At 32.9% G+C, this 12,559-nt stretch carries 13 protein-coding genes; 2 read left to right on the top strand and 11 right to left on the bottom strand.

From position 1 onward, the window contains the following. Window positions 1-29 precede the first annotated feature (29 nt). A complete protein-coding gene (locus FT986_RS00390; protein ID WP_147863316.1) occupies window positions 30-1,109 on the top strand; it encodes an oxidoreductase in 1,080 nt (359 codons plus the stop codon). 31 nt (window positions 1,110-1,140) lie between these two features. Here FT986_RS00390 and FT986_RS00385 read toward each other — a convergent pair whose 3' ends face one another. Genes FT986_RS00385 through FT986_RS00355 form a run of 7 tightly spaced genes read right to left on the bottom strand, consistent with a single transcriptional unit; the run spans window position 1,141 to window position 7,772 of the window. After that, a complete protein-coding gene (locus tag FT986_RS00385) occupies window positions 1,141-1,569 on the bottom strand; it encodes a hypothetical protein (protein ID WP_111541187.1) in 429 nt (142 codons plus the stop codon). After that, entirely contained in the window at window positions 1,566-2,078 is a 513-nt protein-coding gene (locus tag FT986_RS00380) for a hypothetical protein (protein WP_147863315.1), read from the bottom strand. Before FT986_RS00380 ends, FT986_RS00385 begins: the two co-directional genes overlap by 4 nt. 18 nt (window positions 2,079-2,096) lie before the next feature. Continuing rightward, window positions 2,097-2,660 (bottom strand): RNA polymerase sigma factor, encoded by a 564-nt coding sequence (locus tag FT986_RS00375; RefSeq protein WP_147863314.1) that lies wholly within the window; start codon window positions 2,658-2,660, stop codon window positions 2,097-2,099. 10 nt (window positions 2,661-2,670) lie between these two features. Continuing rightward, window positions 2,671-4,500, bottom strand: coding sequence for an ABC transporter ATP-binding protein (locus FT986_RS00370; RefSeq protein ID WP_147863313.1), 1,830 nt, complete (start codon window positions 4,498-4,500; stop codon window positions 2,671-2,673). A gap of 12 nt (window positions 4,501-4,512) precedes the next feature. Beyond that, a complete protein-coding gene (locus FT986_RS00365; protein WP_147863312.1) occupies window positions 4,513-6,225 on the bottom strand; it encodes a phospho-sugar mutase in 1,713 nt (570 codons plus the stop codon). A 53-nt stretch (window positions 6,226-6,278) separates the two neighbouring features. Then, window positions 6,279-7,232: a glycosyltransferase family 2 protein gene (locus FT986_RS00360; protein ID WP_147863311.1), complete on the bottom strand. Its 954-nt coding sequence runs from the start codon at window positions 7,230-7,232 to the stop codon at window positions 6,279-6,281. A 3-nt stretch (window positions 7,233-7,235) separates the two neighbouring features. Next, entirely contained in the window at window positions 7,236-7,772 is a 537-nt protein-coding gene (locus FT986_RS00355) for a DUF4199 domain-containing protein (RefSeq protein WP_147863310.1), read from the bottom strand. Window positions 7,773-7,943: 171 nt separating this feature from the next. Here FT986_RS00355 and FT986_RS00350 point away from each other — a divergent pair, with 171 nt between their 5' ends. After that, entirely contained in the window at window positions 7,944-8,195 is a 252-nt protein-coding gene (locus FT986_RS00350) for a type B 50S ribosomal protein L31 (protein WP_111541194.1), read from the top strand. A gap of 150 nt (window positions 8,196-8,345) precedes the next feature. On the opposite strand, the gene FT986_RS00345 is transcribed toward FT986_RS00350, so the two are convergent. The 4 genes from FT986_RS00345 to FT986_RS00330 all read right to left on the bottom strand — a co-directional run bounded on the left by FT986_RS00345 (window position 8,346) and on the right by FT986_RS00330 (window position 12,508). Then, a complete protein-coding gene (locus tag FT986_RS00345) occupies window positions 8,346-10,568 on the bottom strand; it encodes an NADP-dependent isocitrate dehydrogenase (protein WP_147863309.1) in 2,223 nt (740 codons plus the stop codon). A gap of 181 nt (window positions 10,569-10,749) precedes the next feature. Further along, window positions 10,750-11,106: a 50S ribosomal protein L19 gene (gene rplS, locus FT986_RS00340; protein ID WP_111541196.1), complete on the bottom strand. Its 357-nt coding sequence runs from the start codon at window positions 11,104-11,106 to the stop codon at window positions 10,750-10,752. A gap of 113 nt (window positions 11,107-11,219) precedes the next feature. Beyond that, window positions 11,220-11,897: a tRNA (guanosine(37)-N1)-methyltransferase TrmD gene (trmD, locus tag FT986_RS00335; RefSeq protein ID WP_147863308.1), complete on the bottom strand. Its 678-nt coding sequence runs from the start codon at window positions 11,895-11,897 to the stop codon at window positions 11,220-11,222. Between the two features lie 17 nt (window positions 11,898-11,914). Beyond that, on the bottom strand, window positions 11,915-12,508 hold the full coding sequence (locus FT986_RS00330; RefSeq protein WP_147863307.1) for a hypothetical protein: 594 nt from the start codon (window positions 12,506-12,508) through the stop codon (window positions 11,915-11,917). Window positions 12,509-12,559: the final 51 nt, after the last annotated feature.

Below are 12,559 nucleotides of genomic sequence, written 5' to 3'. Positions count from 1 at the left end.
AATGTTATATTTGAATTTAAATCTATTTCATGAAGTACCTAATTTCTATTTTGTTTTTATTTCTTTTTTGGGGATGCGTTAATGTATCGCAAAACGATAACTCTTTAAAAGATTTTAATGCTGTAAAAATAGAAACCATTATAAAAAGACCAGAGAGTATTAGAGCTTTACACGTATGTGAAAATCATATTTTCTATGGGGCTTCTGGAGGTGAATTCGGTTATTTAAATACTGCAGATAATTCGGTGGCATATATTGGTCAAGTTCAAGAAGCCAAAGACTTAGAGTTTAGGGCTATTTCAAGAACTAAAGAAGCAGATTATATACTGTCTGCCGGAAATCCCGCCTTATTGTATAAAGTAAATTATTTTGGGAAACGTAAGCTGAGTTATAAAGAGGAAGGGGAGAAAGTATTTTATGATGCCATGGCTTTTTATGACGACCTTAACGGAATAGCAATGGGAGATCCCACTAAGGATTGTATTTCAATTTTAATAACGAAAGATGGTGGGGAGAACTGGGAAAAAGTGCCTTGTGAAAAATTACCTTCAATAATTGAAGGAGAAGCAGCTTTTGCAGCAAGCAATACTAATATTTCTATTGTAGAGGATAAAGTTTGGATAGCAACTGGAGGTAAAACCTCTCGAATCTATTTTTCTGAAAATATGGGAGAGTCGTGGGAAGTGTATGAAACTCCAATAATTTCAGGCAAATCAACAACAGGAATTTATAGTATTGATTTTTACAATGAAAGTACAGGTATTGTTATAGGTGGCGATTATACTAACCCAGATGGCAAACAACAAAATAAAGCTATTACTAAGGACGGAGGAAAAACTTGGAAAATAATTGCTGAAGGTGAAAAACCAGGTTATAAAAGCTGCATTAAGTTTGTTCCTAATAGTAACGCCAGAGAGATTGTTGCTGTAGGATTTACGGGAATATCTTATTCTTCAGATTATGGTAGAAGCTGGAAGCAATTAAGCGAAGAACCATTTTATACGATAAGCTTTTTAAATGATTATACCGCTTATGCCGCTGGAAAAGGGAGAATTGCAAAATTAGTTTTTATAGAAAATGGCTCAAAACAAGAAGTCCTGAGCCATTAACGAATTAACACTAACCAAAAATTATGAATCTTTAATCCTTTTTATATTGTTCTAGAAGAATTCTATGAAAATCCCTCTCTGCCTTTTTTAACATCAATATTTTTTTATAAGATATTACTTGATGTAATTTTTCAACAAACTCTCCTTTAAGGTCTGCACTTTCTTTTTTAAGGCTTACGTATTGCTCAATTAAAGTTTTAGCTGTTGCTTCATCTATTTCTTCAATTAAATCAATTCCGTTTTTTACATCACACCATTTTGCTTCATAGAGCTTATCGGTTTTTTCCTCAAACTGATTGTAAATAGGCCAAAAGCTCTCTGCTTCTTTTTGAGAAAGATCTAGTGCCTTAGTAATGTGCGATATTTTAAGCGCTTTAATTTTTTCGTCATCATTATCTTGTGCTGAAATAAGCTGAGACGAAAAAAGAAAAATAAATGCGATGTATATTATTTTTTTCATTCTTCAATTAATGTAATTAGTTCTGCATTTTCTGAAAGGTAATCTAAGATAGCATCTTCATCTATACTTTTCAGTTCTTTTTCATCTACGGTATTATTTCCGTTAAGGGAGACCTCAAAATCTCTAAATTCAATATTAAAAAAATCTTTCTCTAATTGTTCTTCTAAAGCAATAGGATTTATATCTTCTTCGTTTGAAAATTGATTGAAAGAGAATTGATTTTTAAAAACAAAAAATCCGATAAGGAAAATGGCAGCAATGGCTGATACTTTAGAAATAGTCTTAACGCTAAATAACAAAATAACTTTTCCTTTCTTGTTTTCTTGAGGTAATTCTACTTTAAAGTTTTCAAAATAATTTTGCGGAACTTTAAACCCTGAATCTATACTTTTGTTTTCAATCTCTATCTCTTCACTGAATGAGGGCATATTCACTTGAAAATCTTCAAAGTAATTTTCTGGAGTTTTAAATCCTGTTTTATGTTTTAATATGTGCTTCTTTTTGCTCATTCTCTAATTTAGACTCTTTTAATCTATTAAGGTTTGATCTTGATCTAAAAAATTTTTAATTTTTTTTACAGCATGATGATAATTAGATTTTAAAGCACCTTCACTTATCTCTAGAATCTCTGCAATCTCTTTATATTTCAAATCTTGAAAATACTTCATATTAAAGACTTGCTTTTGCTTTTCTGGTAGTTGAGCAATAGCTTTTTGCAGAGCGAGCTGTATTTTATTACCTTCAAAATAGGTATCGCTTTCTAAATTGTTGAGAAGGTGATCTTGTAATTCTTGATTAGAAATATTTAGCTTTTTAGCTTTTTTATTTAAGAAGGTAATAGATTCATTGGTAGCAATACGATACATCCAACTGTATAATTTACTTTCTTCTTTAAAGTTTTTAATATATTTAAAGACCTTTATAAATGTATTTTGAAGTACGTCGTGAGTATCTTCATGGTCTTTTAGCATATTTCTAATATGCCAATAAAGAGGCTCCTTGTATAAATTTACAAGTTCTTGAAAAGCAGCGTCAGGATTTTTATTCTCCTTCAGTTTTTTTACAATTTCTTTCTCTTTATCTGTAAGCATATAAAGTCACTTATTCTAAAGACTGCATATCAACTAAACCTTTATACGCACCATTGAGTGCTAAAAGTTCATGATGTTTTCCTTGCTCTATGATTTTACCTTTTCTCATTACTACAATATGATCTGCGTTTTGAATGGTAGAAAGTCGGTGAGCAATAACAATAGAAGTTCTATTCTTCATCATGTTTTCTAAAGCTTTCTGTACCAACTGCTCACTTTCAGTATCTAAGGCAGAAGTTGCTTCGTCCAAAATCATTATCGGCGGATTTTTAAGTACGGCTCGAGCGATTGATAGACGTTGTTGCTGTCCACCACTTAGTTTTCCTCCGCCATCACCCACATTGGTATCTAAACCATTCGGCAACTCTGAAACAAACTCCCAAGCATTGGCAATTTTTAATGCATCGATAATTTCTTCTTCGGTGGCATTGTCTTTACCTAATGCAATATTGTTTCTAACAGTATCATTAAAAAGGATAGAATCTTGAGTAACTAAGCCTGTTAAGTTACGTAGAGATGCTTTAGAAAGATCTTTTATGTCTACACCGTCCACTTGTATGCTTCCTTCATTTACATCGTAAAAACGAGTCACTAAATTAGCAATAGTAGATTTACCACTACCAGATTGTCCCACTAAAGCAACGGTTTCTCCTTTTTTTACATTTAAAGAAAAATCTTTAAGAACATATTCTTCTTCATAACCAAATGAGATATTCTTGATAGTGATCTCTTTTTCAAAATCTTCTTTATTAATCGCTTGAACGTGTTCTTTTACAGTAGTTTCTGTTTCTATGATATGATGAATACGTTCTGCACTAGCATTTCCTTTTTGTATACTATAAGTAGCTTTTGAAATTGCTTTCGCTGGAGTTAAAATATTGTAGGTTAGAACTAAGAATCCTATAAATGTTGAAGCGTCCATAGTTTCATCAATTAAAACCATGTTCCCTCCGAACCATAAAATAATAGTAATCACTAAAACACCTAAAAATTCACTCATAGGTGAAGCTAAATTTTGACGATGTAATAAAGAGTTTAGTATGATGTTTAACCTTCCTGTACTTTCTTCAAATTTATTTCTAAACTTTCTCTCTGCATTAAACCCCTTAATAATCTTTAAACTAGATAGAGTTTCTTCTACAATAGAAAGAAAATTAGCATTTTCTTGCTGAGCTTTATTCGATTTAGATTTTAATTTTTTCCCGATACTAGAGATTAAAAGTCCAGATAACGGTAAAAACACCAACACAAAAATGGTAAGCTTAACGCTGATTAATAGCATAAAAATAAGCGTAAAAATGAGTGTTAGGGGTTCTTTAATAAACATTTCTAACATACTTAAAAAAGAAGATTGTATTTCTTGCACATCACTTGTAATTCTTGAAATGACATCTCCTTTTTTCTTTTCAGAAAAGAAAGAAATAGGAAGCTCTGTTATTTTTTCATAAATCTTATTTCTTATGTCTTTTAGCATTCCATTTCTCAAAGATGCAATAAAAAACATTGCCATATAGTTGAAAAAGTTCTTTAAAAAGAAAAGGATAATGACTAAAATACAGATACTGATTAGTGCAGATATTTGTCCGTGTTCTTCGACTCTTTGGTTTAAGAAAAAATTGGCATAATCTCCAGCAAAACTTTTCATTCCTGCTATGTTTCCATCCCAAACAGGTTTTTCAAGAATAGGATCTTCTTCTTGAAAAAGTACTTGTAACATTGGGATAAATGCCAAAAATGATAAGGTGCTAAAAAGAGCGTAAAAAATATTACAAATAATATTCAGGATAGCGTAGCGCTTGTAGGGCTTGGCAAACTGAAGTACTTTTTTAAAATAACTCATTAAATAATTTTGTTAAAAATTGAAATAAGATAAAGCGGCATCTATTTTTTGATCTAACTCGCTTTTCACCTTATCGTAATCTTGTAGATCTTCTAATTTAGCGTTTGCGCTAACATAAAATTTTATCTTAGGTTCTGTACCACTTGGTCTAGCGGCAATCTGAGTGCCGTCTTCTAAGTGATAAATAAGAACGTTAGATTTTGGAATCTCTAAGATTGTTTTCTCATTGGTTAGTAATTCTTGCGCCTCAGAGATTTGATAATCTTCAACTCTTTTTACAGCAACCTCACCAAAATGAGTAGGAGTTTCTGCTCGAAGCTTTTTAAGCATTTCCTCAATTTCTTGAGCGCCTTCAATTCCTTTTTTAACTAAAGAAATAAGTCGTTCTTGGTAAACACCGTGTGTTTTATATAATTGCAACAGCTGTTCATAAACCGAGCTATTATTGCTTTTAGCTTCAGCTGCAATTTCACAAATAAGTAGGGTAGAGGTAACCGCATCTTTATCTCGTACAAAATCGCCTACCATAAAACCAAAACTCTCTTCCCCGCCGCCAATAAAATCTTGGTTAGGGAAATCTTTTATCATTTTAGCAATCCACTTAAAACCAGTTAATCCTAATTTACATTCAACGCCATAATGTTGGGCAAGTTGCAGCATCATTGGAGTAGAAACAATGGTAGAAGCTATAAAATCTCCATCATTAAAACCTTTCTTCTTTTGTTCTTTTAATAGAAAATCGGTCATTAAAACCATCGCTTGATTTCCGTTAAGTAAAATCATTTTGCCTTCTTGGTTTCTTACAGCGATACCTAATCTATCACTGTCGGGATCTGTACCAATAACAATGTCAGCTTGTTCCTTATCGGCTAACTCTAAGGCCATTTTTAAAGCTTCGGGCTCTTCAGGGTTAGGAGATTTTACCGTTGGGAAGTCTCCGTTTGGTTCGGCTTGTTCTTCAACTACTTTTACATTGGTATAACCTGCACGTTTTAATACTTCTGGAATTAAGGTTATAGAAGTCCCGTGAAGGGAAGTGAAAACAATTTTTAATGCCGATTTTGCTTCCGCGGAAGCGTTAAAACTACCATTTTTTATCGATGCTGAAATAAATGCTTCATCTACATCTTTATCAATAAACTGAATGAGTTCTTTTTTGGCTTCAAAATTTATGTGTTGATATTCTAAATTTTCAATCTCCTGAATAATTTCTCCGTCCTGGGGAGGAACTAGCTGTCCGCCGTCTTTCCAATACACTTTGTAGCCATTATACTCGGGCGGATTGTGGCTAGCGGTAAGTACAATACCGCATTGGCAATTAAGATGTTTTACAGCAAAAGAAAGCTCTGGTGTAGGTCTTAGGTCTGAAAATAAAAAGACTTTAATACCGTTAGCCGAAAACACATTTGCTACGATTTGTGCCAATTCTTTACTATTGTGTCTACAATCGTAAGCAATCGCTACTTGTAGTTGTTCGTTAGGGAATTGTTTTTTAAGGTAACTAGAAATCCCTTGAGTGTTTTTTCCTAAGGTGTATTTGTTAATCCTATTGGTACCTACACCCATTATACCGCGCATGCCACCTGTACCAAAAGCTAAGTTTTTATAGAAGCTATCTTTTAATTCTGTTGCATCATTTTCTATTAGATGTTGAGTTTGCTGTCTTGTGTGGGTATCAAAAGTGTCTGATAACCAATTTTTGGCTTTAGATAGTATTTCTTCCATAAGATTAGATAATTATAGAGTGCAAAAGTAAAGAATATTACTGAAGCGAGTACTTATTTAAGTATTTTACTGATTTTGTAACGTTGTGGATTTTTTTGTGTTCGTAAGATAAGTTCTCCAAGAAATCCAGCAATAAAAAGTAATGTTCCTAAAACCATCACCGTTAGCGCGATATAGAACCAAGGATTTTGAGTAACTAAAATATCTGGAATATGATGCCAGAGTTTATAAAGCTTAGATGCGCCTACCCAAATAGCGGTTATAAAGCCAATAGCAAACATAATTACTCCCCAAGCTCCAAATAAATGCATGGGTCTTTTTCCAAATTTTGATAAAAACCAAATAGAGATAAGATCTAGAAAACCATGGACAAAACGTTCGGCTCCGAATTTTGTAGAGCCATATTTTCTAGCTTGGTGTTTAACTACTTTTTCATCAATTTTAGAGAAACCTGCATTTTTCGCTAAAAGCGGAATATACCGATGCATTTCCCCGTACACATCGATATTTTTTACAACCTCTTTTTTATAAGCTTTTAAGCCACAGTTAAAATCGTGTAGTTTAACGCCTGAAACTTTTCTGGCAGCAGCATTAAATAGTTTAGATGGAATGTTTTTAGTTAAAACGTCGTCATAACGTTTCTTTTTCCAGCCAGAGATAATATCGAAGTTTTCATTTTTTATAAGCTCAAACAACTCTGGAATTTCTTCAGGGTTGTCTTGTAAATCGGCATCCATGGTAATGACCACTTCTCCTTGAACCATTTCAAAACCTGCGTGTAAAGCTTGTGATTTACCGTAATTTTTTAAAAACTGTATGGCTTTTATATGCTCATCTTTGGCAACTATATTCTGAATTTCTTGCCACGAACTATCGCTACTGCCATCATCTATAAAAATTACCTCATAACTATATTGGTTGGTTTTCATTACAGAAGTAATCCAACGGTATAACTCGGGAATAGATTCTTGCTCGTTTAAAAGGGGAATAACGATAGAAATTTGCATATTTTATGCTACTTGATTAGATTTTTCTTTAAAAATAAGAGCAACCAGTAAACCTATAACCGAATAAAATACAAGTTTTACAGCTAAACCGATGGCTTGGTTAGAAAGCGAAAATTGATTTTCATTTTGCATATCGGCAACTACTTGATTGATTTGTTCTTCAGTACCCCCAAAACTGCTCATAGTTTCTCGTACTTTTTCAATAGAAACTTCTACAATGTAATTAGCTGCTTCTGGATCTACAAAATTAAAAAGAATATAATTTACCAACGAATAAATAGCTAGGCCTATGGCGATAGTTATAAAGAAAGCACTGAAGCTATTTTTAAATGTAAAAGGTTCTGTAAAATGTTTTTTAGCTTTAGAACAGGCATAGCCGCCTAAAATTACAATTATTAAAAATTCAATAATTCCAATATACCATTCTGTAATAAGTTCTAAATTAAATGCGTAAATAAGAATAATGAATAATGTTAGAGAAATACCTAGTACTACTCCCAAATTACTTGCAATAGGCTTAACTGTGTTATTAGCTTCCATGATTGTTCTTTTAAGTTTCTGATTGGTTAGTACACAAATATAGAAAAAGGTTACATAGTCTTGATGAAAAGTTTATATTTGTAGGAATAATTTTTAGAAAAAGATTGTTTTATTCTAAGAATTGTTTAAATTTGCACCTCGAAAAAATCATAAGATTTAAAGATTAAGAAGATGAAACAAGGAATCCATCCAGAAAATTATAGACTTGTAGCTTTTAAAGATATGTCTAACGACGAGATTTTTTTAACAAAGTCTACCGTAAATACAAAAGAAACAATCGACGTAGAAGGAACTGAATATCCTTTGGTGAAGTTAGAAATCTCTAGAACTTCTCACCCGTTTTATACTGGTAAGACGAAGTTAATCGATTCAGCTGGTCGTATTGACAAGTTCAAAAACAAATACGCTAAGTTTAAGAAGTAATTCTTTACTTTTTTTGATATACAAAAAGCCTTCAAATTTATTTGAAGGCTTTTTCTGTTTCCCTGATTTAAATATATTTTATCGGCCTGTCTAAAAATAAAAAGCCCGCAATGTTAATTGCGGACTTTTTATTAAGAATACAGGATAATCTTATTTATTGATAATCTTATTTAAAGTTTCACTAGCTCTCATTTCTTTATTAACAAGTGTCTCATTAGGATTGTAATATCCTTCAATATTTACAGGGCTTCCTTGAGCTGCATTTAATTCAGATATAATCTTTTCTTCATTGTCTTTCATAGCTTTGGCTATTTCAGAGAATTCAGTTTTCAAATCTGTGTCTTTATCTTGATTAGCAAGAGCTTCTGCCCAGTACATCGCTAGATAAAAGTGGCTACCGCGATTATCTAATTCGTTTACTTTACGAGATGGAGATTTATTGGTGTCTAAAAACTTATCTGTAGCTTCATCAAGTGCATCTGCTAAAATTAATGCTTTAGTGTTATTGTATTTTTTACCTAAGTGCTCTAAAGAAACTGCAAGCGCTAAAAATTCACCTAAAGAATCCCAACGTAAATGACCTTCTTCTGTAAATTGTTCAACGTGTTTGGGAGCAGAACCTCCAGCTCCAGTTTCAAATAAACCTCCGCCATTCATTAGAGGAACAATAGATAGCATTTTTGCACTTGTACCTAATTCTAAAATAGGGAAAAGATCAGTTAAATAATCACGTAAAACATTACCAGTAACTGATATTGTATTTTCTCCAGCCTTAACTCTTTCTAAAGTATAAGTGGTAGCATCTGCAGTAGACATGATTTGTATGTCTAAACCTTCAGTATCGTGATCTTTTAAGTAGGTGTTTACTTTTTTAATTAATTCAGCATCGTGAGCTCTTTCTTGATCTAACCAAAAAATAGCTGGCCAACCGGTATCTTTAGCTCGGTTAACAGCAAGCTTAACCCAATCTTGGATTGGAGCATCTTTAACTTGACACATTCTCCAGATATCTCCAGTTTCAACTGTGTGCTCTATAAGTACTGTTCCCTCGGTATCTACTACTTGAACTTTCCCGTCTCTAGGAATTTCAAAAGTTTTATCATGAGAACCATATTCTTCGGCTTTTTGAGCCATTAATCCAACGTTAGGAACTGTTCCCATAGTGGTAGGATCAAAAGCACCATGCTTTTTACAGAATTTAATCGTTGCGTCATATAAAGGTGCGTAACTACTATCAGGAATTACTGCTTTTGTGTCTTGAGTTTCGTTGTTTTTATTCCACATTTGACCAGAAGTTCTAATCATCGCGGGCATAGAAGCATCAATAATTACATCACTTGGTACGTGGAGGTTGGTAATTCCTTTGTCAGAATTAACCATAGCCATATCGGGACCATTTTCTAAATCTCTCTGAATATCTGTTTCAATTGCTTTTTTCTTGTCTTCGGGAAGATTGTTGATTGCATTTAATACAGATCCCAGTCCGCTAGTAGCATCAGCTCCAGCTTCTTTTAATTCTGTAGCATATTTTTCAAAAACGTCGCTGAAGAATGCTTCTACCGCGTGACCAAAAATAATAGGATCAGAGACCTTCATCATGGTAGCTTTCATATGAAGAGAGAAAAGTACGCCTTGTTCTTTAGCTTCTGCAATTTGCTCTTTTAAAAACTTTAAAAGTGCTTTCTTGCTCATAAAAGTTCCGTCTATTACTTCTCCTGCTAGTACGTGAGTTTTTTCTTTTAATACAGAAGTGTTTCCGTCAGTACCAACCAACTGAATTTTTACATCTCCTTCTTTACTAATGGTAACCGATTTTTCATTAGCTTTAAAATCTCCGCTTTGCATAGTGGCAACGTGAGACTTTGAGTCTGCACTCCATTCTCCCATACGGTGAGGATTTTTCTTAGCGTAGTTTTTTACCGCTTTTGGAGCTCTACGATCTGAATTCCCTTCTCTTAATACTGGGTTGACAGCACTTCCTTTAACACTGTCATATTTTTTCTTTATAACTTCTTCTTCTTTATTTGAAGCTTCAGCTGGGTAATCTGGTAAATTATACCCTTGAGATTGTAATTCTTTAATAGCTTCCTTTAATTGTGGAATAGAAGCACTAATATTTGGTAATTTGATGATGTTAGCTTCTGGAGTTTTTGCTAATTCACCTAATTCAGCTAAAGCATCTGGAACTTTTTGTTCTTCAGTAAGTACTTCAGGGAAAACCGCTAAAATTCTTCCTGCTAAAGAAATGTCTTTAGTTTGAATGTTAATTCCAGAAGATTTGGTGTAAGATTCTATGATTGGTAACAAAGAATGAGTTGCTAAAAATGGAGCTTCATCAGTTTTTGTATAAATAATTTTGGGTTGGTCTGCCATGGTTATTTGTTTGTATTAGAAGTTAATTTTAGTAATGGATAAAAGCTGAAAATTGCTTTTTATGTAATTTTTCACAAATATAAGGAATTAGCGCTCTTAGTGAAAGTGGTATGCTATTAGAATATTGTTAATAAAAAAAGTCTCCCATTATGGAAGACTTTTTTTATTAAGATTAAAAAGCTTATTGCTTTAAGCGACGCTCTTTAATTCTTGCTTTTTTACCAGTAAGTTCTCTAAAGTAGTAAATTCTAGCTCTACGAACTTTACCTCTTTTATTGATCTCTACTTTTTGAAGAGCAGGTAAGTTAAGTGGGAAGATACGCTCTACACCAACAGTTCCACTCATCTTACGAATCGTGAAAGTTTGAGATGATCCTGTACCTTTCATTTGAATTACTACTCCTCTAAAAAACTGCGTACGAGTTTTTTGACCCTCTTTAATTTCGTAGTATACAGTAATTGTATCTCCGGCACCAAATTTTGGGAATTCTTTTTTTGTAACGAATTCGTCTTGTACAAATTTAATTAACGATTCCATATTTTCTATAGTGTTTAAGTAAAACTAAAACAACGTTCGCGATTTTCGCCAGAGGTTGATTTAGAAGCGAGTGCAAAAATAATATTTATTTTTAAACCAACAAGTTTATTAATTTATTCTTTTAACAAGTCTGGTCTTTTTTCTTGTGTTCTTTGGTAAGCTTTTTCTTCTCTCCAAGCTTCAATTTTAGGAAAATTTCCGCTGGTTAAAATTTCAGGTACTTTCCATCCTTTATAGTCTGCTGGTCTGGTGTAAATAGGAGGGGCTAATAAATCGTCCTGAAAAGAATCTGTCAAGGCTGAAGTTTCATTGCCTAACACTCCTGGGATGAGACGAATTACGGCATCACATAAAATAGCCGCTCCTAATTCTCCTCCAGAAAGCACATAATCTCCTACAGAAATTTCTCTAGTTATGAAATGATCTCGTACACGTTGATCAACACCTTTATAATGTCCGCAAAGAATAATAATATTTCCTTTTAAAGAAAGTTGATTGGCTATACTTTGATTAAGTGTCTCTCCGTCGGGAGTCATATAAATGACCTCGTCATAGTCTCGTTTTGATTTTAAATCAGAAATGCATTTATCAATAGGCTCAATCATCATGACCATTCCTGCGCCACCGCCAAATTGATAATCATCAATTTGCTTGTAATTATCGGTTACATAATCTCTCAAATTATGTAGGTGAACCTCTACAAGTCCTTTTTCTATTGAACGTTTTAAGATAGAAGCTTCAAACGGACTTTTAAGAATATCGGGTACAACCGTGATGATATCAATACGCATATGTAAGGATTAATTTCTTAGCTTTTATTAGCTTGTTTATTCTTTTCGTCTTGAAGCATTCTTCCTAATTTTTGCTGCTTCTCTAAGGCAGTTTTACGATATTCTTCAAATTCAGCTTCATTTTCGGCTAAATTCTTTCTAGCTTCTTTGGTAAGAACATTACTGTTTTTAAACTTATAAATAAAGAAGAGTAGAATTAAGACAAGAGCTAGAATAATAACCCACATGGTAGTTTGATAGGTACCTTTGTTAGTAGCCATACCTAAAAAACTAATGTCATCTTTTTCTTGAGTTACATTTTCTAAATCTTCTTTAGTCTGATTTAGCTTTTGCTGAAGTTGAGCAACTTCCTTTCTTTGGTTTTGTATGGTGTCGCTTGAAGATTGAATGGTTTTATTAAGACCTTCAATTTCGTTAACCGTATTTTTTTGCAATTGAAGAAGTTTGTTGTGTTTAACAACTTTGTATTCTTGATAATTATTGGCATCTTCAATAAGCTCTGTAAATTGAGCGTTAATTGAATTATCGATATTTTGAGAATCTTCTTCTTGCGCGAAAATACTTCCGCAAAGGAATAAAAAAAGAATAAGGCTAGATAGCGATTTTTTCATTTCAAGGTTTTTATAGTTTGTAAGCACAACGTCTTAGAATAATTACTTATT

It is taken from the genome of Mesonia sp. K4-1 (assembly GCF_008017825.1).
Classification (GTDB): domain Bacteria; phylum Bacteroidota; class Bacteroidia; order Flavobacteriales; family Flavobacteriaceae; genus Mesonia.
Note: the sequence above shows the minus strand (reverse complement) of the source record. Positions and strands in the feature narration are given on the sequence as shown.